Raw genomic sequence first — 26079 nt, 5'->3', positions numbered from 1 at the left:
AGTATGTCGTCGCCTTTCTTTTTAAAACCCTAATTCTAACGAATTAGGGTTTTTTCGTTTGTAGAAGATGTGGATACTAAAAATTTAATCAGCATATTAAACATTGTAGATTTGAAACAATCTAGTTCTAAGGAGCGGGATTTTTTCATTTAAATCTGTTTTTGTATTTTAGCACATAAAACATATAATCTTAAATACTATACATTTTGATATTTAAAACAAATTTCTTTTTTCTTATCTTTTTATTTTTTACTTCTTTAAATTTTTACAGTCAAAAAAATGACACACTCATTAGTACAACTGTACAACGAGAACTTAAAGTTGGATTCGCTGGATCAGAACCTTTTGTTATAAAGCACGGGGAAAGCTGGAACGGTATATCTGTTGAAATTTGGGATCTCTTAGTAAAAGAAAATAATATTGATTATACTATAATTCCATATGTAAATGTTTCTCAAGCCATAAATGATTTACAAAAAGGTACGTTAGATATACTGGTTGGACCCGTTAGTATTACTTCCGAAAGGGCAGAATTAATAAATTTTTCTCAACCTTACTTTCAATCTAGTTTATCTATTTTGTCAAGAGTGGACGCTCCAACAATTTTTGATCGTGTGGCACCTTTGTTCACTATAGAGCTTTTATATGCACTTTTTATTTTCTTATTTATACTAGGATGCGTTGGTACACTATTGTGGCTTGCAGAGCGAGAAGCTTCTCCAGAACAATTTCCTCATGAACCGGTTCGTGGTATTGCAAACGGAATGTGGTGTGCAATTGTAACCATGTCCACAACAGGTTACGGAGATATTGCTCCAGTTACTTTGATGGGGCGTATTGTTGCAGGATCTTGGATGATTGTTTCGATTCTTTTTGCCACTACTATGGTTGCTGGTATTGCAAGTTCTTTAACGCTATCTGGTATGGGAGAAACTGTGGTTTCTTCTGCAGATCAATTTCAAAATAAAAGAATTGCTGTCTTGAAGGATTCTCCAAGTGTTCCATTTGTATCAGATTATAATGGAAAGGTGGTATTGATTGAGAAACTGGAGGAAGGATATAAATTATTAAAGGATAATGAAGTAGAGGCCGTTGTTTTTGATCGACCTCAGATCAAATATTTTTTAGAAAAAAATCCGGATGAGTATGTCCGAATATCAGAATCGGAGTATCTGAGACAAGGATATGGATTTGCATTTCCATTGAATTCCAAGTTTACTTCAAAGCTGAATATTGATTTGCTTAAGTTTAAAGAAGAAGGTTTGCTTAGAGATATAGTTAATGACTGGTTAGGTGTCGATAAAGTAAAATAGACTTTTCGTTTTAGCTTAACTTTAGTGTAGAGATAATATTTATGTAATAAATAAGAAAGCTCGTTACTTTTAGGTAGCGAGCTTTTTTATATTTTATGATGATGCTAATAGATAGTTATTCTGTTTCTTGCATCGTGTGGTATACGTTCATAACATCATCATCTTCCTCTATCTTTTCAATTAACTTTTCCACGTCGGCAACGTGTTCAGCAGGCAATTCTTTAGTAATTTGGGGAATTCTCTCAAATCCTGAAGATAGAATTTCTAAATGACGCGACTCTAATTCTTTTTGTATGGCACCGAAACTTCCAAATGGGCCATAAATTAAGATACCGTCCTCGTCCTCAAAAATTTCTTCTGCGCCAAAATCAATTAATTCTAATTCTAATTCTTCAGGATCAATTCCTTCTTTTGGAATTCGAAAATTGCACGTATGACCAAACATAAATTCGACAGATCCTTGCGTGCCCATAGTTCCATTACATTTGTTGAAATAACTTCTAATGTTGGCAACCGTTCTATTGTTATTGTCTGACGCTGTTTCAATCAAAATCGCAATTCCATGAGGCGCATACCCTTCAAATAGTATTTCTTTATAATTTGCAGTGTCTTTATTACTTGCGTTTTTTATAGCTCGCTCAACATTGTCCTTAGGCATATTTGCAGCCTTTGCATTTTGTATAACTGCTCTTAATCTAGAGTTTGCGTCGGGATTTGGACCACCTTCTTTAACAGCCATTACAATGTCTTTACCAAGTCTAGTAAATGTTTTAGCCATTGCAGCCCAACGTTTCATTTTTCTTCCTTTTCTAAATTCAAACGCTCTTCCCATTTTTTATTTATTTAATTGTGTTGCAAAAATACGGCTAATACTTTTTTTTCAAAGTAAAAGCTGTTCTTTTTTTACGGATTTTTGTCTTCATCGTCAAATTAGCGTGAAGTATTATAATCATTAATAATATTTACTGCTTCATTTAGATATGGATTGTTTTTTAAATTATCTATTTGATATTGGTTGATCGTTTTTTCTGTTGGATAAATTCCTAATAAGAATTTGTTGATTGTCGAATTATATACGTCCAGCGGATTACTTGTAGCGTCATATTTATTTATTTGCTCCCACAAATCTGCCGTTATTAGATTTTGCTTTTGAATTGCCAATAATGTCATTGGTAATTCTGTTTTAGAACGATCCAATAATTCATTTATAGTATGGTTAATACTTTTTATGTTTTTAAAATAGTCGTCGGCTGCAACGCGTTTTGCACTGTTTTGAGCTAAATGATTAATTAGATCGCGCTTTACAAAAGGTTTAAATTTTACAGATGGAATAATGCTGTCATTTTTTATGGCCGTTGGAAAATTATTTTCTTTTTGATAAATATTTTCATAGAATTCCGGTAAAATAACATCTGGGTCTACTCCATTGTATTGATGGCTCTTGCCTGTAATTCGGTAGAACTTGTTGATTGTTAATTTTAAAAAATCTGTCATTTTATTTTCTTCTAAAGGCAATATGGTTTGCATTGTTGCTTTTCCAAGTGTTGAACTGCCTAAAAGTAGAGCGCGATTGTAGTCTTGCATTATTGCAGAGAAGAATTCGCTAGCCGAAGCCGTGTTGCTATTTACTAAAACTACAATTGGTCCTTTGTATAGCATTCCTTTATAAGGATCATTAATTAATAATTGGTTTTGTGTTTTATCAACTACAATAGAAATAATGCCTGTATTAATAAACATTCCAGCTAATTTTATAGCTTCTTCCATTGATCCACCGCCGTTGTCAATTAAGTCAATTACAAGGCCTTTAATATTGTCTTTTTTTAATTTGTAGACTTCTTTAGCAACATCTTCGGCACATCCAGCCGCACCAGTTCCATCAAGGTCTGCATAAAAGGTCGGAATCTTAATGTAACCCACTTTGCTTTCTTCTCCAATAATGAAACTAAATACAGAGTTTTCTTCATCCTTCATTATTTTTTTCTCGACAAAAACATCAAATATTTTACCCGAATTTCGCTGTAAAGAAAGCGTAATTTTTTTGTTACTTTCTGAGGTGATCATATTGGAAATCGCTTGCAAAGAAGAGCATGACACTTCTAGTTTTTCTTTTTGATTAAAAACTGCAGTAATTTTATCACCTTTTTTTAATTTTCCAGTCTCAAAAGCAGGGCCGTTTGGATTGATCTCTGAAATAATTATTTCATTCATATCATTTAAACTTACAGTCAACCCCATAGAAAAATGTTCTTTTGATAAAGAAGCGACAAAAGTAGATTTTGAATCGTTACTAAAATAGGAGGTGTGTGGATCAAAGTACAAACAAAAAAAATTATACAAACTTTCTTCTGGTTTAGACTCAGTGGCTAGTAAAGAATTGGTTTGACAAATTTCATTACTAATAATTTTTTCTTTTGCGGCGGGCTCCAAGATTATAAAGTTTGCCTGTAAAGAATCTAAATTGCTAGAACTGCTTGCAATTTCATTTAATACTTCAAAACGAATTTTTTTATTCCATACTTTCTCGATTTCATTTTCTTTCATATAAATAGGAAAAGATTTTTTATAAAAGCGAATTGTATCGTTTTGATTGTAATTCAATGTCTTTAATTGCAATTGCTCTAACGCTAGTTTTTTTCTCTCTAACCCATTTCTGTACAAGGAAACCATCTCATTTAAAAACGAACAATCGTTTTTTAAAATTAGGTTGTCAATATTGAGACGGTATTTTTTAGCAAGCAAGTTGTATTCTGATCTTAAGAAAATATTTCTTGAAGGATCGTATTGATCTATTAAATTGTCAAAAACGAAAACAGATAAACTGTCATCAATTGGTTTCGGACTTACATGCTCTTTTTGAATCAGTTTATTGATTTTGTTGACAACCTCGCAAGCAGTTTTGGAGTTTTGAGCCAAAAGCATTGTGGGCAGTAGAAGAAGAAGTGTATATAATTTTTTCATAAAAGAATAAGCATCGTTTCTACTAAATTTACACTATTTTACGTCAAGAAAGTGCTTTTAAACTACTATTTTTTTAAACGAAAAATGGTAGCGTTGATTACTCAAGCTACCATCTTAATTTTTACAGAAGTTTTACTTCTACTTATATTTTCCTATTTTTTATAAAAAGGTAATTTTACCACCTTAGCAGGAACATCATTTTTTCTAACTCTAATATAAATGTCCGAATCAACTGCACTGTTTTCTTTAGTTACATAGCCTAAACCTATTCCGACATTCATAGATGGTGACATGGTGCCAGAAGTTACGATTCCAATTACAGCGCCAGTTGCATCCACAATTTCGTAGTCATGTCTCGGCACGGCACGTTCTTGCATTTCAAAAGCAACCAATTTTCTTCCGACACCAGCTTCTTTTTGCGCTTTCAAGTTCTCAGAATTTGTAAATTCTTTAGTGAATTTAGTAATCCAGCCTAAACCAGCTTCAAAAGGAGAAGTAGTATCGTTAATATCGTTTCCGTACAAACAAAATCCCATTTCTAAACGTAACGTGTCGCGAGCAGCCAAACCAATTGGTTTAATTCCGTAGGCAGCACCCGCTTCAAAAACTTTATTCCAAATTGCCTCAGCATCTGCATTTTTACAATAAATTTCAAAGCCACCTGAACCAGTGTAGCCTGTCGCTGAAATTATAACATCATCAAAACCTGCAAAATCAGCAACGACAAAATGATAGTTGACAATAGCCGCTAAATCTACAGAAGACAACGATTGCATTGCTTCAACTGCTTTTGGCCCTTGAATCGCTAATAACGAATATTCGTCAGATAGATTTTTCATCGGAACATTCAAATCATTATGTTGTGAAATCCATTCCCAATCCTTGTCAATATTCGACGCATTTACTACTAATAAATACTCTTCTTCTTTCATTTTATAAATGATCAAATCATCTACAATTCCACCATCGTTGTTGGGTAAATACGAATACTGTGCTTTTCCGACAGTTAGCAAACTCGCATCATTAGAGGTTACTTTCTGAATCAAATGCAACGCATTCGGTCCTGTTAGTAAAAACTCACCCATGTGCGAAACGTCAAATACACCAACGCTACTGCGCACTGTTTCGTGTTCAGCATTAATGCCTTCGTATGTAATGGGCATGTTATAACCAGCAAAAGGAAGCATTTTTGCTCCCAAACTTTCATGTATGTGCGTTAGTGCAGTATTTTTCATTGTGTCAAATTATTAGTTTTGAAATACAAATTTATTCAAAAAATAAGATAAGCAAGCATCAAAAATTATAAAATTCGCAATATTTAGGAGCTATTTCCTGCTATCCGCTATATCTTTCTGTTTTTGGAGCAAAAACACAAAGGATGCCGCTTTTATCAGGGCTATGGGTAAGTTTTTCAACTCAACAATTTGTTTTTAAAACTGAAGTTAATACCTAAATCCCTTAAAATAATTGATTTGTGATTCTAGTCTCTTTTTTTAAATTTTTTGAAGTATAAATTCAAATGAAATATAAGGTACAATTCAATTCTAAAGAATTTTTGTAATTTTAAGCAAAAGTTACTCTTCATGAAAAGTCCTGTTTTAGTTGAAATAAATGATATTCTTCAATTTTATAAGAAAGCAAATCCCACAACACACAAAGGATTGCAAGGGCATGTGCTACTTATTGCAGGCAGTTATGGAAAAATTGGTGCGGCCGTATTAGCATCTAAAGCGGCATTGAAATCAGGTTGCGGATTGGTTACTGCTTATATTCCTAAATGTGGCTACGATATTCTGCAAATTTCGATTCCAGAAGTAATGACCATTACGGATGAAAAAGAAAAATTTATTTCTAAAATTGAGGTAGAGTTACAAGTGCAAGCAATCGGAATTGGTCCCGGACTTGGACAAGAAAACGACACTCGAATAGCTTTTCATAATTTTTTAAAAAGTAATAAAACACCATTACTAATAGATGCGGATGCTTTAAATATTTTAGCCCAAAACAAAGCGTGGTTAAATTTACTACCGCGTAAAACCATTCTAACTCCACATCCAAAAGAATTGGAGCGTTTAATTGGTACATGGAAATCTGAAGAAGAAAAGTTAGAAAAAACAATGCAGTTCTCCACACAATTTGATGTTATAATAGTGATGAAAGGAGCACCAACTTTTATAATTGATCAAAACGAAGTGTTTCAAAATACCACTGGTAACGCAGCTTTGGCAACCGCTGGAAGTGGAGATACCTTGACCGGAATAATTACAAGTTTTCTTGCACAAGGTTACCAAGCAGTAGAAGCTGCCAAATTGGGTGTATTTATTCATGGTTTAACAGCCGATTTGGCAATTTCTCAAACAGGCGCGCAAGCTTTTATTGCATCAGATATTAGTGCTTATTTAGGAAAAGCATTTTTACATCTTGAATTATAAAAAAGCCCTTTTCTTGATCTTTTAATGTGTCAATTGAGATACTCACAAACGCAATGTTTTTATCTTTATATTGTTTTTCTAATTTCTGAAGACATGGTATTTCTTTAATGTACGGGCTGCACCAAGTTGCCCAAAGCTCTATATAAACGGACTTTCCTTTTAAACTTTCCAAAGAGGTTTTTCCTCCTTTTTAATTTTCATAATCAAATTTTATCGAGGGTTTTCCAGGTTGTGATTCATTGGCTGCATTATACTTCTGAGTTAGCGATTCTTTAAATTTTGAATCTGTTGCAATCGATAAAAAATCATGATATGTTTTTTCGTAATTAGCATTGTTCATATCGATAGCTTCTACTGAGTTTTCAATTAGATGATTTTTTATGTTTTGACTTTTGAGTGCTTTGATTTCTGGAATTACATCTTTCGCTGTGAGGTTAGATTTGTTATTATCTTTGTTCATTAATTCGTAGAATTGATTCAGCACAATTTGCTTATATTCATTAGTAAATAAAAAATCAGACTCAACGTCTAAATCCAATTTTTTATCGGCTTTTGAAAAATTTGCGACTATTTTGAAATTGTTTAAGCTAGCAAAAAAGAGATGTACTTTTGAGTACTATATTATATACAGTTGTTCCAGAAAAAATATGTTTTTGATTTCTTTTTCTTTGAAATAAGCATTTGTAAATTTTGTTTGATTATGTAAAGTGTGAATGTTATTTCTAATTTCTTTGATTTTCTTCAAAAATTGATTTTCGTCTAGTTTATAAAGATCTTCATTTGAAATTGCAGAAGTTGATTTTCGATACTTCGTTTGCCATTATATTTTAATGTGGTACTGAAGTTTTTATCATCAGCGCTTATCATCATTTTTCATTCTTTTAACAAATAGAGAGGAATGCTATTTTTAGCTATTGCAATCGTATAGAGGCGGTTACATTCGATCTCTAAATTTTCTGAAAAACTACTATTCGTTTTTAATTCGATTTCTTTATCAAATGATTCTCCTTTAATTCTAATTTTTTCATCCTCTGTATTTGTGATTTTTCCTGAAACCGTTATTGTTTCCTTTAAAGTTGTGAATGTGGCTAAAAGTAAAATTAGTAATAGATACATGTTTTTTTTATTTTAATTTTTTTTTAGAGTTATTTAAATTTAATTCTTGTTAATGCATTGGTTTTAAGTATTTTATTTTTAATTGTTCTTTTTTAATCGATAGAACATTTTATGGCTATTTTCTATAAGTTATTTTTGAATTTATACAATCGTCAGAAATAGCATCACAGCCGATAAAAACCAACACAGTTATTTGTAAATTTGTAATGGCGGAAAATGCGTCATTAATAGTAGGTTATGAAAAATAATTTTGATCTTAGAGCGGTTACGGTTACTAGATACATCACGCCGCTACGAGAAGGTGGTTCGCTACCTGCTTTGGCAGAAGCCGATGATGACTATAAATACGTACTAAAATTTAAAGGCGCAGGTCACGGTGTTAAGGCATTAATTGCCGAATTAATTGGCGGTCAAGTTGCCAAAGCACTGGGTTTGCAATTGCCAGAATTAGTTTTTGCGCACTTAGATGAAGCTTTTGGCCGTACAGAAGCCGATGAGGAAATTCAGGATTTATTACAATTTAGTCAAGGACTTAATTTGGCGTTGCATTTTTTATCGGGAGCAATTACTTTTGACCCTGTTGTAACGCAGGTCGATGCAAAGTTGGCTTCGCAAATTGTTTGGTTAGACGCTTTTATTACCAATGTCGATCGAACATTCAAAAATACCAATATGTTAATTTGGCATAAAGAACTGTGGCTTATAGATCATGGTGCTTGTTTGTATTTCCACCACTCTTGGACAAATTGGGAGCAACATGCTGTTAGTCCGTTTAAATTGATCAAGGATCACGTATTATTACCGCAAGCTTCGGTGTTAGATGAAGTAGATGCCGAATTTAAAAAACTATTATCTGCTACAATTCTAACGGACATTGTCAACACAATTCCTGAGGAATGGTTGCAATGGGAAGATACCGATGAAACGCCAGAAATGCTAAGAAATGTGTATTTGAAGTTTTTGACGAAGAGATTAAATCATTCAGAAATTTTTGTAAATGAGGCAAAAAATGCAAGATAATCACTTATATGAATATGCCGTTATTCGTGTCGTGCCAAGGGTAGAACGCGAAGAATTTGTTAATATCGGAATCATTTTATTTTGCAAAAGGGCTAAATTTATTAAAGTGCTTTTTCATTTGAATGGAAATAAAATCCAATCATTATCAGCTGATTTTGATGTCGATCAATTAGCGTGCAATTTGACTTCTTTACAAAAAATAGCAGAAGGGACCAAAGACGGTGGACCAATTTCAGAAATGGATATTCCGTCACGTTTTCGATGGTTAACGGCAATTCGAAGTTCAGCAATTCAAACCTCAAGACCGCATCCAGGATTAAGTAAAGATTTAGACCAAACAATTCAACGATTGTTTGCAGAGCTGGTATTGTAGATTACGGCTTAAAGTTTAAGAGATTCAAAGTTCTTGACCGCAATGGTATGTACTTTACGAGACACTTTTTTCTAAGAAAATAAATTCTAATGGTTCTTTAGCAATTGAAATGTGAATATCATTTTTAGGAAATGGTTCACGAACCCCTGTATCACTATAACCGTTTCGTTTGTACCATGCGATAAGTTCTTCTCGAACTGAAATTACTGTCATTACAATACTGTTTAATTGTAATGTTTTGGCATGGTTTTCAGCTGCGACTAAAAGTTTTTTACCAATTCCGGTATTTTGTATTTCAGGAGAAACAGTAAGCATTCCTAAATACAATTGGTTCTGTTTTGTTGTCAATAGCACAGAACCAATGATTGAATTTGCATTGGTAAATTTAAGAATGGTGTTCTTGTGATCATCGAGAGCTTCTTTGAGCTCAGCCTCAGTAGTTCTTTTTCCCTCCAGAATAAATGCTTCAGTTGTCCATCCTTTTTTGGAAGTTTCGCCGCGATAGGCTGAATTAATTAGAAAAGTTAATTGCGGAATATCTTCTATAGTTGCTATCGTAATCATAAGGGTCGTTGAACCAGTTTTAAACTTTAATTAATTTCGTCAAAAGTAGTTCCTTGGCGAATGTCGCCTGTAGTATATCCTTTTTTAAACCAATAAATTCTTTGTTCTGATGTTCCGTGTGTAAAGGAATCAGGAACAACTTGTCCCTGCATTTTTTTCTGAATGGCATCGTCACCAACCGCATTGGCAGCACTTAAAGCTTCGTCAATGTCACCAGCTTCCAGATTTTCCTTATTATGATGTGCCCAGACACCCGCATAAAAGTCCGCTTGAAGTTCAAGAGCAACCGAGAGTTTGTTGGCTTCTGCTTGACTTTTTCCTTCTTGCATTTGTCTCATTCGATCCGAAGTGCCTAATAAAGTTTGAATGTGGTGGCCAATTTCATGTGAAATTACGTAAGCAATGGCAAAATCACCTCCTTTTGCTCCAAAGCGAGTTTGTAATTCCTCAAAAAAGGCTAAATCCATATATACTTTTTGATCTCCAGGACAATAAAAAGGTCCCGATGCAGACGAAGCTCCACCGCAAGCGGTCTGAACCGACTCTCTAAAAAGAACTATTTCTGGTTGTTTATAAGTCATCCCGTTATCAGAAAATATTTTGCTCCAAATGTCTTCGTTGTCCGCAACCACTACACGCACATAATTTCCCAATTCTTCGTCTTCTTTGCTCAAAGCAACTGCTTCTGTTTGCGTTGACTGTTTTCCTTGCAATTGCTCAAGAACTGGAGTGATTAATTGAGCATTATCTCCACCAAAAACATTTACAAGTAAAATGATAATTCCGATAATTCCACCACCAGCAACTAATTTTCCACCAGACACCGATCGTCGATCATCTACATTGCTACTTTGTCTTCTGCCTTGCCATTTCATATTATTTTATTTTTAGTGAGTTTGTTTATAAAACATGTACTAACGAATTTAAAGTATTTTTTTTGTAATTAAAAGCAGTGTCTTATTTTTCTGATTCATTTGTATTGAAAAACTGAATAACGGTGTTCTCAATATGTCCTTTTATAATCGGTTTTGAAATGTAATGGTTCATACCGGCCTTTAAACATTTATTTTTTTCTTCTTTTTCGACCCCGGCAGTAACTGCAATTATTGGTGTTTTATCGCCAAAAGGTAGTTTTCTAATTGCTTTGGTCGCTTCATAACCGTTCATGATTGGCATTTCAATATCCATAAAAACCATATCAGGATTGATAATTTTAAACAGCTCAACACCCTCGTGACCGTTATTGGCGTGAAAAATAACACAATTCACAAAAAGGTTTTTAAGTGTAGTTTTAAGCAGTAGCATATTAACATGATTGTCTTCAACAATTAAAAAAGTCATGACGCGATTCGCAGTTCCATTTTTTAAAATGTCATAGACTATTTCAGGTTTATTGCCTTCAAAATTCACGAATTCATCACAAGTACTTAAAATGATCTCAAAATAAAAAGTACTACCAATATCAACTTGACTGTCGAGGTTTAACTCACTGTCCATCAATTTTAGTAATTTATTCGAAATGGTAAGTCCCAAACCAGTGCCACCAAATTTTCTTGTCGTCGAGCTATCCTCTTGAGAAAAAGCCTTAAAAATTTTTTTCTTGTTTTCTTCTAGAATTCCAATTCCGGTATCGGTAACAGCAAAACGCAATTTAAAGTGCTCTGCATCAATTTTCTCCACAATAGCAACCGACAGCGTAATTGTTCCTGTTTCTGTAAATTTTACTGCGTTGGATAGTAAATTAATTAATATTTGTTTGATTCTAACCACATCAAAACAAAAGTAAGTTGGTAAACTGCTGTCAATTTTTAAATCAAGCTTAAGGTTTTTTACTGTTGATTCGTACGAGATTAAATCGATAACCTGACTTAATATTTCTTTTATACTGTATTTGTCAATGTTGAGTTCTAATTTCCCTGCTTCAATTTTAGAGAAATCTAGAATATCATTTATAATTTCGAGTAAAGTTTGAGCCGACTGATTTACCGTCGTTAAATACTTTTCTTGAATACTTTCCAGCTGTGTTTTCAATAGTAAATCGGTAAAACCAATAATTCCGTTCAACGGTGTCCTAATTTCATGCGACATGTTCGCAAGAAATTTTGACTTTGATTTACTCGCACTTTCTGCTATCTTCTTGGCTTTTATCGCATCTTCTGAGTCCTTTTTGTGTGTGATGTCAAAATAGATCCCACCAACATAATCAATTTCATTACCTCTTTTAATCACATCAGCGTATTCTTCAATCCATACATATTGACCATTTTTCTTTTTGATTTGATATGTAGAATGAACTGGTTTTCCGTTTTTTAAATCGCGTTTTTGTTTTTTTACAACGTTCTCTCTTTGCTGTGGGTGAATCAAAGACAAGAATGATATTTTATTTTCTAGGAAATCAGTTTTACAATAACCAGTCAGTTTTTCTATTTCATCATTTAGAAAAATTTTGGTCGAAAAATCATCATATTTTGAAAGGTAAACGGTGCCAGGAATGTTGTTAGCAATAAGATCAAATTTTTCTTCACTCTGAATGATTCTTTCTTGTCCCTTTATTTTTTCTAAAAAAGTCGAAATATTATTGGTTAAACTTTGAAATACATACAAATCATCACCCGACCAAGTGCGTTCGTTTTTACAATCGTCCACTGCAATAAATCCTGTAAACTCTTCATTAATGTACAAGGGTAAAATTAAAATTGATTTAATTTCATTTTCAAATAATGCCTGCTTTAAATATCCTTCTTCTAATTTGCTTGTTATAATTTGTGAAACTAATTTTTGCTTACCTCTTTCAATAATTCCAGCCATATTTTCCGGAGTATGAAGTCGCAGCGGTCTTACCGCATCTACAATTCCAGGTCTAGTGTATTTTACTTTTTGGGTAATTAACTTAGTTTCTGGATCTTGTTCGTAATAAAAAACATGGTCGGACTTGCTCGCTTTTCCGATAATCGCAAACGTTTGTTTGAACATGTCGATTGGCGCTTTATTCGACAAAAATTTCTCAGTACATAGCGCTAGTGCAGAAAGCAATTTGCTTTTATATTTTAGTTTCTTTTCTCTTTTTAAACTTATTTGAGTAGCAATTGCTAATGAAAGAATGTCTGACACGGTTTTGGCAAAATTTGCAGCATCACCATCCCATTCTTTTTCATTTTTACTTTCAAAGCAGACAATACCGTAAAGCTGTCCGTTAACGTAAATTGCAGAATCAATAAAAGATTTGTTACCGCTTGCATTAAGATAATCATGATCGAACTCAGATGTTTCGTATTTGCTCAAAGAATCGTTAACGATAATTTGATTTTTACTTTCTATTGATTTAAAATAGATAGGATAATCTTCTTTTAAGAAAATACTATTTAATCGTTGTTCACTAATTTGGACATTAGCATAAATGTATTTGCACTTAATTTGTTTAGAATTGTATCTCCAAAAACTAACTGCATCGATGGAAGTGCTTTTAGCTGCTTCTTTTATAATGTGCGCTATAACGCTTTTGCTGCTTTGATATATTTTGTAATTGGTTGTAGAGAGATTTTTTAATGCTTCGTTGTATTGATTGATCTTTATCAAACGCGCTGTATTTTCAGTTTCCTGTTTTCGTTGATTGCTAATGTCTCTTGCGATACCAGAGTAGCCAATTATTTCGCCTTGGTCATTTTTACGAACAATTACTTTTTGAGAAACCCAGATTTCTTGTCCATTTTTTTTGAGTAAAGGAATCTCGATGATCGGAAAGTCATCTCCAATTTTTTCTAAACCTTCATAAAAATCGTATGTTATTTTTTGATAATTAGGAGGTATCAATAAGTTGTAATGTAGACATAAAACTTCAGTAGCCGTATATTGAAGTTTTTTGACAGCAAAATCATTGACAAACGTAAAGTGACCTTTGTCGTCTAGATCAAATATAATGTCGGATGCAGATTGAATTAAATTTTTGAATTGTGTATTCGTTATGTATTGTTCTGTAATATCTTGACCAATTCCAATAATTAGATTCTCGCTAAAACGTTTGTCTTTCCACAGGATGTATTTATACTCGCCATTTTTACATTTTAGTTTTCGAGTGTATAAATTAGTTTCGTCATGATTTTCGAAATATTTTATACCAACGAACTCTGTGTCTTCGGTTAAACGCCAATATTCCATTCCTAAAACTTCGTCAGGAGTATAGCCCAATATTTCTTGAATAGATTCGCTACAGAAAATAAACTCACCTTTTTGGTTGCAAACTACCGTCAGTGAATTGGCTTTTTGTATGATCTCGTTTGCAAAACGAAACTTATCTTTAATATTTAGACTGATAATGTGTCTTATTTGGTTGATTACCAAGATAGTTATGCTAAAATTGAGTAGAATAATGGCCTTGTCGGAAGGTATGACGCCGAAGAGTAAAACAGTAATAAGAAAGAGAAATACAAAGGCAGTAAAAATAAAATAAAGCTTTACAGGTTTTATGAAATTGTAAGCAAAGAAAAATAAAACCAAAAAAGACATGGTCGGAATGACTTCAGTAGTTTTTACAATTAAATTTCGACAGACATACATGAAAAATAGTATGATGCAAAAAGTAAATATTTTTTGAATTCGATCAAAGATAAAAAGATATTTTTGAGAAAGATAATAGATAAAAAACATTGCAGAACCAATTATAGTATTGGTTGCTAACATGCTAGTGCTACGAATGCTAAACACCTCGTAAATTAGTTCAGATAAAACAATTGTAATCGCTATAAACAGAAAATACAATTGATACTCTTTACTCGTAATTTCCTTTTCTTGATACTTCACAAAGTAATTCGCCTTCAGCTCGGTGCTAAGGTGTGAAAATTTATAAAATAACAAAAGGCTCAAGCTAAAAATACCAACTGCTATTATTGCAAAGAGCGGAATATCATAACCATATTTGTTAATAAAGTCATTGATTTCGTGACTTTGCATAAAATCGTACCCGAGAATCGAGTTCCATTTTAAACTAGAAAAAACAAAGTTTTGAATAATAGTTACCAACATATATATGGTAATTTTTAATTTTTATTGATTGAAGTATACTTATTCTTCGATCGTGCCAATAGAATCAATAGGATCTATTTTTATTTTTTTAATAATGTTAGAATAGATGCAGTAAATCATAGAGTAGTTAAAAGGTATTGTAAAGAAAACTCCAATACAAAATGCAAAAATGCCCAACATAGAAGCTAAGAAAGCGGTGATGATTAAACCTAAAATTACTGCGGGTTTTTTAGAGATAATTACTATGCTTCCTTTAATTGCGTCAATTGCTTTTAGATCTCCAAAAATGATTAATGGAACAGCCATGGCGCTGTAAAAAGAAATTAGTAATCCTAAAACCATCGTAGCCGATTGCAATCCTACCTGTTCTAAAATCGTACTAAGCACCACACTTAAAGACGTGATTAATAGTGTAGCAATAAAAATTTGTATGAAATACTGGCTTTTATAGTAATAGAACATTGTTGAAACATTAAATGTTTCGTCATTTTCTGCGGCGTCAGCCATTTTATAGTAACCAGCCCCGATAGGACTCAAAATAGCAGTAATAAACACTTGAGCAGCGAGTACAATTAAAAGTGTTACACCAGTCGGATTCATTTGAGCCAATTCTTGAATAAGGTCGCCACTTAATGCTGCAACACCATATATTGCGATAAGTACGCCAATAACCACAAAAGTAGCAACAATGCTAAAGACTAATAATATTAGCCCAGCGTAAAGCGCTATTTTTTTATAATTCTGAATAGCATGATTAAAGACGGTAGAAAAGTCTAATTCGTAACCATTGTTTTTAATGTTTTCAATCTGGTTTTGTGTAGTAGGTTGCATGAGTAAGAGTATATTTTTTAAGACATTAGGGCATTTAGGCCGTAAATATACTATTTTTTAAAATACTATAAAGTGTTTAAAATGAGCGCGCTTTTTATTTAAAAGAAAAGTCATTTTTTGTGAATAAAGCAGTTTTTTTATGAATCGTGGACTGTTTTTAATTCTAAATCCAGTCGAGTATTTTTTTTATAAAAGCAAGTTTATCTTTGTAAGGTGCGTAGCGTAACGGTAAATCAAGCCAATTTCCTTTTTTTACAATTGCTTTATGGTGCGAAAACAAATCAAAACTCAGTTTGCCATGGTAAGCACCAACACCGCTGTGACCTACTCCCCCAAAAGGCAAACGTTTATTTGAGAAATGAATAATAGTGTCGTTAATGCATCCGCCACCAAACGAAAATTTTGCAATCATTTTTTCTGCAAATTCCCTACTATCGCTAAATACATATAAGGATAATGGTTTTTCGTACTTTTTAATAATTGACTCGAGATCGGCCTCTGTTTTGTAAGTAAGGATAGGAAGTAAAGGACCGAAAATTTCATCCTTCATAATTAACGAATCTAAATGCTCTTCATTGATCAAGGTCGGAGCAATATATAAATCATTTGCATCGCTTTGTCCACCAAAAATCACTTTATTTTCATCTATCAGTTCAATCAATCGCAACCAGTTTTTGGTATTAATAATTCGCGTATAATCAGGTGATTTCTCCGGCGAAATACCGTAAGTTTTGGTTATCTCTTCTTTTAAAAAACCAATTAAATGATGCTGCATTTCTTTTTGAACCAAAATATAATCTGGTGCAATGCACGTTTGACCTGCATTTATAAATTTACCCCAAACAATTCGTTTGGCTGCCAGTTTTAAATTGGCTGTTTCATCAATAATACACGGATTTTTCCCCCCTAATTCTAATGTTGTTGGGGTTAAATGCTCTGCAGCAGCTTTGGCTACTATTTTACCAACAGCTACACTTCCGGTAAAAAAGATATAATCCCAACGTTTTTTTAATAATTCTTCAGAAACTTCAACACCACCTTGAACAACTTCTACATGATTGATATGAAAAGTTTCCTGAATTATTTTAGCAATAATTTTAGAGGTATTTGGTGTTAATTCGGAAGGTTTTAAAACCACTTGATTTCCTGCGGCGACTGCTGAAACCAATGGTGTCAATGCGAGCTGAAACGGATAATTCCAAGGAGCAATTATCAGTACTTTTCCGTAAGGTTCTTTATAAATATAATCGGAAGAAGGAAAATTAACTAGAGTAGGAGTAACTTGTTGGACTTTTGCCCACGACCGAATATTTTTAATGGTGTCTTTTAGTTCGCTAATGACGTAACTCGTTTCGGTAAGAACAGATTCAAAAGCGGGCTTTTTAAAATCATCATACAAAGCTTTAATAATTAAATCTTCGTTTTGTTGTACAGAAAACAGTAACTTTTTGAGTGTTTCTTTTCTGAATTTGATGTCGTTTTTATAATCCATTGTAAAAATTAGGGTTGGTCTCTATGCAAGTTAATTTTTAAAATCGGTATTATTTGTAAATTCATCATAAAATTAGACCGCGTTCCAAATAGGATCTTCAGGCGTCGGTGCGACTATCGTAAGGTTTTCTTTAGTAACAGGATGCACGAAGGAAAGTTTGCGGGCATGCAAGTGAATTCCGCCATCTGGATTACTACGATCAGCTCCGTATTTTAAGTCTCCTTTTATAGGAGATCCAATTGCAGAAAGCTGCGCTCTAATTTGATGGTGGCGGCCAGTATATAAGTTTATTTCTAAAGCGGCGTAATTCTGAAGTTCCTTAATTACAGTATAATCCAATCGTGCTAATTTACTTTCAGGAACTTCTTTTACATGCGCTTTTGAGGTATTGTTTTTTTCGTTTCTTTTTAAGAAATGCACTAATTCATCACAACTTTTGGAGGGTTTGTTTTTTACAACTGCCCAATATGTCTTTTTTGTTTCTCGATTGCTAAACAATTCGTTCATTCGACTTAAAGCCTTGCTTGTTCGGGCAAAAGCTACAATTCCGCTAGTTGGTCTGTCTAGACGATGAATAACACCCAAGAAAACTTCGCCAGGTTTATTGTACTTTTCTTTAATATATTCTTTTACAATATCCGATAATGGTTTGTCTCCCGTTTTGTCTCCTTGAACCAAATCGCCTACACGCTTATTGACCACAATTAAGTGATTATCTTCGTGCAGGACTTGTAAATTATTTTTGTCTGAAAGTATTTTCATTAATTTAAAAATTCGGTCTAGTAGTAAGAGTATAAAAATAAAGCACTGTATTGGCGGATAGCTTTTGTCCGTTCAAAAATAAATTAATACTGTTCGTTTTCGTTCGGGAACTCTTTTGATTTTACATCACTAACATATTGTCCGATTGCAGTTGTCATTCCTTCGTATAAATTCATGTAGCGACGTAAAAAGCGTGGACTAAATTCATTATTCATTCCTAACATATCATGAATAACAAGTACTTGACCGTCAACACCGCCACCAGCTCCAATACCAATTACAGGAATCGAAATACTTTCGGCTACTTTTTGTGCTAGATGTGCAGGAATTTTTTCTAAAACAACCGCAAAACAGCCTACGTTTTCTAGCATTTTGGCGTCTTCGATTAATTTATCAGCTTCTTCCTCTTCTTTAGCGCGAACCGTATAGGTACCAAATTTATATATCGATTGTGGCGTTAAACCCAGATGTCCCATAACCGGAATGCCTGCATTTAATATTTTCTTAATCGATTCTTTGATTTCTTTTCCACCTTCTAATTTCACGGCGTGACCACCACTTTCTTTCATGATTCGAATAGCAGAACGCAACGCTTCCTTAGGATCAGATTGATAGCTTCCAAAAGGTAAATCAACAACAACCAAAGCACGTTGTACCGCGCGAACTACAGAGGAAGCATGGTAAATCATTTGATCTAACGTAATTGGCAAGGTTGTTTCATGACCCGCCATTACATTAGAAGCCGAGTCACCAACTAATATAACATCAACACCAGCAGTGTCAACAATTCCGGCCATGGTGTAATCGTAAGCAGTTAGCATCGAAATTTTCTCACCATTCGCTTTCATATCGATTAATGACTTAGTAGTGATTCTTTTATAGTCTTTTTTAGCTACTGACATGGAGGATTTTTTAAAAAGTTATGGCTTATGCCGAATTAAAAATAATCAAGCTGCAAAATTAATTAAATATTTGTTAACAATCGGCCATATTTACAGCAATTGCTAGTCCACCTTCTGAAGTTTCTTTGTATTTCGAATTCATGTCTTTAGCAGTTTCCCACATGGTTTTTATCACTTTATCTAAAGGGACTTTTACATTTTTTGCATCGGTCTCCAAAGCTAATTCTGCCGCGTTAATCGCTTTTATAGCTCCCATAGTATTTCTTTCAATACAAGGAATTTGAACTAAGCCACCAATTGGATCACAGGTCAGTCCCAAATGATGTTCCATAGCAATTTCGGCAGCTATTAAAACCTGTGCAGGACTTCCACCCATTAATTCACACAAAGCAGCGGCAGCCATGGCAGATGAAACCCCGATTTCTGCTTGGCAACCTCCCATTGCGGCAGAAATTGTAGAACCTTGTTTAAACAAACTTCCTATTTCGCCGGCAACCATCAAAAATTGTTTGATTTCTTTGTCGCCTGCATCGTGATTCTCAATTACCAAATAATACATTAAGACAGAGGGAATCACGCCAGCACTTCCATTGGTTGGCGCTGTAACTACGCGTCCTAACGCCGCGTTAACTTCATTTACTGCCAATGCGAAACAACTCACCCATTTTAAAATTTGACGAAATTTCACTTCTGTTTTTCGAATTTCTTGTAACCAGGTTTGAGGTGAGTCGTAATTGGATAATCCGATTAGGTTTTGGTGCATGTCAAACGCGCGTCTGCGAACATTTAGTCCGCCAGGTAAAACGCCTTCCGAGTGACAGCCAATGTACATACATTCTAACATCGTATCCCAAATGCGCATTAGCTCCTTATTAATTTCAGATTCAGCTCGCATCGACTTTTCATTTTCATAAACAATTTCAGAGATCTTTTTGTTTTCCTCAATAGAATAACGAAGCAAGTCGTCGGCGTTGTTAATCATAAATGGGAAAGCACACTTAATTACTTCCTTAATATGCGCGTTACCTCGGTCTTCGGTAACGACAAATCCACCTCCTATAGAATAAAACGTAGAACTGTATTCTTGACCATTTTTCGCGTAAGCCGTAAATTTCATTCCATTGGCATGAAAAGGCAAGAACTCTTTATTGAATACAATATCCTGAAGAAAATGAAACGGAATGACAATTTCGTTTCCTAATAGTAGTTCATTTTTTTCTTCAATTTTTTTAATAATTGAAGCAATATTTTCGATGGGAATGTATTCTGGGTCTTGTCCGCTTAAACCTAACATTACGGCCAAGTCACTAGCATGTCCTTTTCCTGTTAAAGAAAGAGAACCGTACAAGTCAACTTTTACTCGTTCGAGGCCTAAAAATAAATTAGCTACTTTTAGTTCTTTCAAAAAGCGTTCTGCTGCGCGCCAAGGACCTAATGTGTGGGAACTCGAAGGACCAACACCAATTTTTAACATGTCAAAAACTGAAATACATTCTTCCATTTCTTATAAATTTTAAAATACAAAGATAGCCGAATAGTGCAAGGAGTTTGTGAAATACATTGTTAATTGTACGGTTTTATTAGAATAATCTAAAAAAAATAATAATTTGGCAATTCTAATGAAGAAAGTGTCATTATTATAATGGTAGTATTTTTAGGACTCTTGAATTTTGGAAGTTATACTGTACTAATTATGATTTTCGGATGGTTAGAAATCAAAGTACAATACTTGTTTGTTACTTTTGCTAACAGTTTATGCTGATTTATTGTTCAGTATTTAAAAAGATGGACCTATTTAAGATACCAGTAGCAAATTGTAGTAACGTACTAGTAATCTCAAAAGGAACTAATAGTACTACTGATTTGTATTTGAAAGTAAATTGGCGCACAAAATCTAAATTTCATGCGCCAACGTAATAAGACAATTTGTAGCAAAGAGCTTAAATAAAATAACTACAAATGCACTTTAAATTTGTACCGTTAAAGCGCAAAAAGACTTTTGGGAATGGCGTTAAAACCAACGTTATTTACTTTTTCTTCCACTGCCTCTACTTCAATCAATTTCGTAGTGTAAATCGTAAATTCTTTAGGGAAGATGTCATTGTTTAAAATCACTTCGCTTATTCCTTCTAGCGTTAAAATTTCATTTTTAATTCGCTCTAAATCTTCAACTGTATTGGCATTCGTACCAAAGATTTTTCCGTGATTACCTGGGATTATATTTTCTGATAATAGACTCATGTTTATTTGTTTTAAATTGTTAAATACACTCTAAGTTACTACTTTAAAACAATATTTTTTCATGTTTTTATGCTATTTTAACGAAAACAGAAAAAACATAAAGCGCGAAGTTTATTATTTAATGGATAACAGGACTCACGATTTAATTTTTTTGTAAAAAATTAAAAGGCTAAGTCTTTATAAATTAATTTGTTAGGCGGATGACTTAGTAAAGTAAGGATCTAGAAGTTGTAATTTCCACTTTTATCAACCGTGTAAGCAAGTTCTTGTTTGTCATTCATAAATTTATCATAACCTACTTTCAGATTAGACCAAAAAGCAACCAATTCTGGATTGTCTGCATATTTAAGTTTGTACAAATCAAAATGAATATCCGTCATTTTATAAGGAAAAATGTAAACAGGAATTTTGGTTTGACCGTCATTTTTAGCATTGATAGCATATAAATACAGTTCTTTGATTTTGTCATCAGTCATGGGTAAACAACCTACTGTCACATTTGATCCGTGAATATAAATATCTCCACCTAGTTTTTTTTCGGTACTTTTTTTGCGATCTGCTTGATTTGGGTAGTTAATTCCTAAAGAAAGATGGTATTGACTGGTAGGGTTAAAAGTGTCAATGTAATAAATGCCTTCTGGAGTTTGAAAATCGCCTTCCATTCTTTTTGGACCTAATTTTCCAGAACGTGCACGAATTTTATAGGTGTCTATCTTTTTATACGTTGTTTCGGTCGTTCTTTTACCATAAACTTCTAACTCGCCGCAATCTTTGTACGCAACAAAAACCAGATTCAGATCGTCTATTTCGAGACCGTTGGAATGTAATTTTTGTTGAATGATTTGAGATTTTTCAATGATTGCTGCACGTACGCGGTCAAACTTTTTTTGTTCAGCCATGAAAGCTGTTTCGGCAGCGAAATTACCTAAAAGAAATGTTAAAAGAAGGTAGGTTACTTTCATCAGTATAAATCATATTAAGGTTTGCGAGAAAACGTATTAACATTTGGGACGTTAATATCGAGCAAGTTAAAAATATTTTGCTAAAAATTTGTGTGATTGAGTTAAAATTTTAATTTTTTTATCACTACAGTTATGTTACAATAAATTTTAACAGTATTATTATTAGCAATAAAATTAATACTACTTGTTTTTAGGTTGGTTTTGCTCTATAAGTTGCTGTGTTGAATTTATCTCAATTTTTTTTAATTGTAGTTGTTGTATTAGGTTAGAATTATCTTCCGGATTCACCGAGCGAGTAGCATCAAAAATAAAGTGAGTATCGAAACCTAATGATTGCCCATCAATCGCAGTATATTTTACGCAAAAATCGGCAGCTAAGCCAACTAAGTAGATAGAGCTTATTTTCTTGCACAAAAGAACTGCATGTAATTGTGTTTTCTCTAAATGATTATTATCGAAAAAAGCAGAATAACTATCCACTTTTGAATTTTGCCCTTTCAGAACAATAGCGTCAAATAAGGAAGAGTTTATTTGATCGTGAATTTCGGAACCTGTAGTGTTTTGAACACAGTGATCGGGCCACATAACTTGTTCGCTCTGATCATCTAAAGTTATAGTTTCAAAGGCGTTTGCATGAGAATGATTGGATGCAAAAGAAATATGATCGGATGGATGCCAGTCTTTTGAAGCTGCAATAAGTCCCCAGTTTAGTGTCATTAACTTGTTTATGTAAGGAATGAGTTCATTTGCTCCTTGAACTTCTAGCGAGCCGCCTTGCATGAAATCATATTGCATATCAATAACCAACAAAGCACTATTTTTTAAAGACATTTTATTTTATTTAATTTGCCTGTAAGTTATATAGAAAAAACAGGCGAAGGAAATAAAACTTGAGGCTAATTTAATAGAAAAAGGGGTGCTTATCATTGATAAGATTTAAAAATACGTTTGATTGCTTTCTAATTTCTTATCGCAAAAAGCTTCTTAAAATAGAGACAGGATGTTGTGCTTCGCGTTTCGTTCCATCAAAAATTTGGTGGCGACAACTGGTTCCCGCGGCAGCAATAGAAACGTTTTCAGCTGTTTTTCTTATTTTAGGAAATAAAGTATCTTCTCCCATTTGCATACTTACGGCGTAATGTTCTTTTTCATAACCAAACGAACCGGCCATACCGCAGCAGCCTGAATTATATATCGTAACGATATTGTTTTTTGGTAAACTCAGCATGGCAAAAGTAGCTTCAATGCTACTAAGTGATTTTTGATGGCAATGTCCGTGAATTTTAATTTCCCGTTTTTCGGCTGAAAAAGAATCGGATGTGATGTTTCCTTTTTCTGATTCATTTTTGAAGAATTCATCGATGGTAAAAACATTTTTAGATAATTTTTCGGCAGCCTTCTTATCATCGGCTAATCGAATGTACTCGTCTCTAAAAGTTAATATTGCTGAAGGTTCTAGTCCAATAAGTGGCGTGCTTTCCGAAATTAAATCTTGAAAAATATTTATATTTTTATTGGTGATTACTTTAGCTTCTTCTAAAAAACCCTTCGATAAATATGTTCTTCCGCTTTCTTCATGATCAACAACTAGAACTTCAAATCCTAATTTTGTTAGGAGTTCGTAGGCATCAATTCCGATAGTAACATCATAATAATTAGTGAATTCATCATTAAATAAATAGACTTTTCCGTGTGATGTAGTGGATTGTTTTGGTTGTTTACTGTACCAGCTTTTAAAAGTGAAGGCTGCTAATTTAGGAACATTTCGCTGCGATGCAATTCCCATTGATTTTTTCATCAAGGAAGAATTGGAAATAAAATTGGTTAAGGCAGGGAATAGGCTTCCCAACTTATTCAGTTTGGCATTTTTGGCAAAAATGGTATTTCGTCTAGAAAACCCGTTTGCTTTTTGATACTGGTATAAAAATTCTGCTTTTAAAGTGGCTACATCCACGTTGCTAGGGCATTCGCTCGCACACGCTTTACAACTTACGCACAATTCAAAAACTTCGTACAATTCTTGAGAATCAAATTTATTTTCTTTTTCAGAATAGGTCAAATATTCGCGCAAAGCATTGGCTCGTGCTCTAGTAGTTTCTTTCTCATTTCTAGTAGCGCGATAGCTTGGGCACATCGAGCCACCTGCTGAAGGTAATTTGCGACAATCGCCAGAACCATTGCATTTTTCGGCAGCGCGTAGAATTCCCATACTGTCTGAAAAGTCCTGAAAAGTTACTATTTCAGGTTCCTCTCTTCCTGAAATAACCCGATGATTCTCATCCATTTTTGGAGTGTCGGTAATTTTTCCGATATTAAAAACAGAATTAGGGTCAAATGCTTTTTTGATCCGTTTGAGTAATTCATAATTCTGTTCGCCAATCATAAACGGAATAAATTCGCCGCGAACAATTCCGTCTCCATGCTCGCCACTTAAAGAACCTCGGTATTTTTTTACTAAAACAGCAACTTCGGTAGCAATGGTTCGGAATAAAACTAAATCTTCTTTTTTCTTTAAATTCAATTCTGGGCGCAAGTGCAATTCTCCCGCACCAGCATGGGCATAATAGATCGCTTTTTGACCGTATTTTTCCATCATAGCAGTAAAATCCGCGATATAATTAGGTAGATCACTCAGTTCTACCGCTGTATCTTCAATCGAGTCAGCGGCTTTATCATCGCCCACAATACTTCCTAAAAGTCCGAGACCTGCTTTTCGCAAATCGTTCACTTTATTAATATCGTCTCCATATATTTTAACCGATGCATATCCAAAATGGTGTTGCTTTAAATCGGCAATTAAATCATTGGCTTGTCTTTCGGCATCGGCCATGTCAATTGCAGATGCCAATTCGAACATCATAATTGCTTTAGGTTCTCCGACTAAGAAAAATCTATTTTTGGATTGCTCCCGATTAGTTTTAGTACACTCTAAAATGATATCGTCTATCATTTCGCACGTATACAAATGGTGTTTCATTGCAATAACAACCGATTCTAAAGATTCCTGAATCGAATTGTAATGTGCGACAACCATGATATTATGAGGTGGTTGTAAATCGTCTACTTTCAACGTTACTTCAGTTGTAAAAGCGAGAGTGCCTTCGCTTCCACATAATAATTTCCCTATATTAATTGTCGGCTCGGTTCCTCCAAATAAATCCGATTTTAATAATAAATCTACAGCATAACCCGTATTTCTTCTGTGAATTTCTGGTTTTGGAAATTCCTTTATGATTTCCTTCTGATTTGCCTCTACAGAAAGCTCATCATATAACGCTTTATAGATTTTATTTTCTAAAGTTTCTCCTTTTGTTTTTTGAATGAATTCAGCGGAAGTTATTTCTTTAAAAATTGCTTTGGAACCGTCGCTTAAATAGCAACTAATTGAAACAATCTTGTCACGAGTAACGCCATATCGAATAGAAGTTGTCCCCGAAGAATTATTCCCGACCATACCGCCAATCATGCAGCGATTGGAAGTGGAGGTATTTGGGCCGAAAAAGACACCGTGCGGTTGTAGAAATAAATTTAATTCGTCACGAATCACTCCAGGTTGAACAGTTACCGTTTTTTTAACGGCATCAAAGTCGATGATCTTGGTAAAAAATTTGGAAACATCGACTATAATTCCGGTTCCTACTGTTTGTCCAGCCAAAGAAGTCCCAGCAGTTCGAGGAGTTAGAGATATTTTATGCTGGACCGCAAACCGAATTAAGCGTTTAATATCGGCTTTAGTTTCTGGAATCGCAACAGCGATAGGTTTAAGTCGATAAACAGAAGCATCTGTCGCATACAAGGTTTTGTATAATTCATCAAAGTGAAGTTTTCCTTGTAGCGATTGGGCCAATTGCTTTAACTCTTTATTTATTGACATTGTGTGTTTTATTTGTGACAGAATGTTTGTTGTTCTGTTTTACAAAAATATGGCGCTATTTACAACGTTTCATTTTTTTTGCAATGTTTATTTTATATAAATATTAATTATTTAGATGCAGCCATTACTAAGTTTTACATTATGAAAATAAGAATAACTACTTAAATATTGATACTAAGTTATTTAAAAATTCTCTGAAAGTAGTGGACAAAAAAGA

The 26079-nt window shown here is 33.7% G+C and carries 21 protein-coding genes and 1 pseudogene; 4 read left to right on the top strand and 18 right to left on the bottom strand.

The window, feature by feature from the left end; translation table 11 throughout:
• Window positions 1–206: 206 nt before the first annotated feature.
• Window positions 207–1313, top strand: coding sequence for a transporter substrate-binding domain-containing protein (locus AP058_RS05750; protein WP_197413383.1), 1107 nt, complete (start codon window positions 207–209; stop codon window positions 1311–1313).
• Between the two features lie 115 nt (window positions 1314–1428).
• Here AP058_RS05750 and AP058_RS05745 read toward each other — a convergent pair whose 3' ends face one another.
• The 3 genes from AP058_RS05745 to gcvT form a co-directional block, all read right to left on the bottom strand.
• On the bottom strand, window positions 1429–2145 hold the full coding sequence (locus AP058_RS05745; RefSeq protein ID WP_066307690.1) for a YebC/PmpR family DNA-binding transcriptional regulator: 717 nt from the start codon (window positions 2143–2145) through the stop codon (window positions 1429–1431).
• 98 nt (window positions 2146–2243) lie between these two features.
• Window positions 2244–4274, bottom strand: a complete 2031-nt coding sequence (locus AP058_RS05740) for a carboxy terminal-processing peptidase (RefSeq protein WP_066307688.1) — start codon at window positions 4272–4274, stop codon at window positions 2244–2246.
• Window positions 4275–4426: 152 nt separating this feature from the next.
• Window positions 4427–5509 (bottom strand): glycine cleavage system aminomethyltransferase GcvT, encoded by a 1083-nt coding sequence (gene gcvT / locus AP058_RS05735; RefSeq protein ID WP_066307686.1) that lies wholly within the window; start codon window positions 5507–5509, stop codon window positions 4427–4429.
• 348 nt (window positions 5510–5857) lie between these two features.
• On the opposite strand from gcvT, the gene AP058_RS05730 reads away from it, so the two are divergent.
• Complete coding sequence (locus AP058_RS05730) at window positions 5858–6706, top strand: NAD(P)H-hydrate dehydratase (protein ID WP_066307685.1); 849 nt, start codon at window positions 5858–5860, stop codon at window positions 6704–6706.
• Here the strand turns inward: AP058_RS05730 and AP058_RS17085 are convergent.
• From AP058_RS17085 to AP058_RS05715, 3 genes and pseudogenes are all read right to left on the bottom strand, one after another.
• A pseudogene (locus AP058_RS17085) lies at window positions 6663–6881 on the bottom strand (TlpA disulfide reductase family protein); the annotation flags it as partial. The gene AP058_RS05730 and the pseudogene AP058_RS17085 sit on opposite strands and share 44 nt — an antisense overlap.
• 15 nt (window positions 6882–6896) lie before the next feature.
• The gene (locus AP058_RS17325; RefSeq protein ID WP_066307681.1) at window positions 6897–7244 is read right to left on the bottom strand and encodes a hypothetical protein; all 348 of its coding nucleotides are present in this window, start codon (window positions 7242–7244) and stop codon (window positions 6897–6899) included.
• Window positions 7245–7579: 335 nt separating this feature from the next.
• Complete coding sequence (locus tag AP058_RS05715; RefSeq protein ID WP_066307680.1) at window positions 7580–7822, bottom strand: hypothetical protein; 243 nt, start codon at window positions 7820–7822, stop codon at window positions 7580–7582.
• A gap of 237 nt (window positions 7823–8059) precedes the next feature.
• Between AP058_RS05715 and AP058_RS05710 the strand changes: the two genes are divergently transcribed.
• Window positions 8060–8842 (top strand): HipA family kinase, encoded by a 783-nt coding sequence (locus AP058_RS05710; RefSeq protein ID WP_066307679.1) that lies wholly within the window; start codon window positions 8060–8062, stop codon window positions 8840–8842.
• A complete protein-coding gene (locus AP058_RS05705) occupies window positions 8832–9215 on the top strand; it encodes a DUF3037 domain-containing protein (protein WP_066307677.1) in 384 nt (127 codons plus the stop codon). Before AP058_RS05710 ends, AP058_RS05705 begins: the two co-directional genes overlap by 11 nt.
• Before the next feature lie 54 nt (window positions 9216–9269).
• Here the strand turns inward: AP058_RS05705 and AP058_RS05700 are convergent, their stop codons facing one another.
• The 12 genes from AP058_RS05700 to AP058_RS05645 form a co-directional block, all read right to left on the bottom strand.
• Window positions 9270–9779 carry a GNAT family N-acetyltransferase gene (locus AP058_RS05700; RefSeq protein ID WP_066307676.1) on the bottom strand — a complete coding sequence of 170 codons (510 nt, stop codon included), beginning with the start codon at window positions 9777–9779 and terminating at the stop codon, window positions 9270–9272.
• Between the two features lie 26 nt (window positions 9780–9805).
• Window positions 9806–10654: a neutral zinc metallopeptidase gene (locus tag AP058_RS05695; protein ID WP_066307674.1), complete on the bottom strand. Its 849-nt coding sequence runs from the start codon at window positions 10652–10654 to the stop codon at window positions 9806–9808.
• Window positions 10655–10736: 82 nt separating this feature from the next.
• A complete protein-coding gene (locus AP058_RS05690; protein WP_082706586.1) occupies window positions 10737–14798 on the bottom strand; it encodes a PAS domain S-box protein in 4062 nt (1353 codons plus the stop codon).
• Between the two features lie 39 nt (window positions 14799–14837).
• Window positions 14838–15629, bottom strand: a complete 792-nt coding sequence (locus tag AP058_RS05685; protein ID WP_066307673.1) for a hypothetical protein — start codon at window positions 15627–15629, stop codon at window positions 14838–14840.
• A 163-nt stretch (window positions 15630–15792) separates the two neighbouring features.
• Window positions 15793–17121 (bottom strand): aldehyde dehydrogenase, encoded by a 1329-nt coding sequence (locus AP058_RS05680; RefSeq protein ID WP_066307671.1) that lies wholly within the window; start codon window positions 17119–17121, stop codon window positions 15793–15795.
• Window positions 17122–17193: 72 nt separating this feature from the next.
• Window positions 17194–17883, bottom strand: coding sequence for an RluA family pseudouridine synthase (locus AP058_RS05675; RefSeq protein ID WP_066307669.1), 690 nt, complete (start codon window positions 17881–17883; stop codon window positions 17194–17196).
• An 83-nt stretch (window positions 17884–17966) separates the two neighbouring features.
• The gene (panB, locus tag AP058_RS05670; protein ID WP_066307668.1) at window positions 17967–18785 is read right to left on the bottom strand and encodes a 3-methyl-2-oxobutanoate hydroxymethyltransferase; all 819 of its coding nucleotides are present in this window, start codon (window positions 18783–18785) and stop codon (window positions 17967–17969) included.
• Between the two features lie 73 nt (window positions 18786–18858).
• Window positions 18859–20286 carry an L-serine ammonia-lyase gene (locus tag AP058_RS05665; RefSeq protein WP_066307667.1) on the bottom strand — a complete coding sequence of 476 codons (1428 nt, stop codon included), beginning with the start codon at window positions 20284–20286 and terminating at the stop codon, window positions 18859–18861.
• Between the two features lie 479 nt (window positions 20287–20765).
• A complete protein-coding gene (locus AP058_RS05660) occupies window positions 20766–21026 on the bottom strand; it encodes a hypothetical protein (protein WP_066307665.1) in 261 nt (86 codons plus the stop codon).
• A 221-nt stretch (window positions 21027–21247) separates the two neighbouring features.
• Window positions 21248–21988: a murein L,D-transpeptidase family protein gene (locus AP058_RS05655; protein ID WP_066307657.1), complete on the bottom strand. Its 741-nt coding sequence runs from the start codon at window positions 21986–21988 to the stop codon at window positions 21248–21250.
• A gap of 180 nt (window positions 21989–22168) precedes the next feature.
• A complete protein-coding gene (gene pncA, locus AP058_RS05650) occupies window positions 22169–22819 on the bottom strand; it encodes a bifunctional nicotinamidase/pyrazinamidase (protein WP_066307655.1) in 651 nt (216 codons plus the stop codon).
• A 136-nt stretch (window positions 22820–22955) separates the two neighbouring features.
• Window positions 22956–25862, bottom strand: a complete 2907-nt coding sequence (locus AP058_RS05645; protein ID WP_066307653.1) for an FAD-binding and (Fe-S)-binding domain-containing protein — start codon at window positions 25860–25862, stop codon at window positions 22956–22958.
• Between the last annotated feature and the right edge of the window lie 217 nt (window positions 25863–26079).

It is taken from the genome of Flavobacterium sp. TAB 87 (assembly GCF_001529295.1).
Lineage (GTDB): Bacteria > Bacteroidota > Bacteroidia > Flavobacteriales > Flavobacteriaceae > Flavobacterium.
This window is presented reverse-complemented; position numbering and strand designations above follow the sequence as displayed.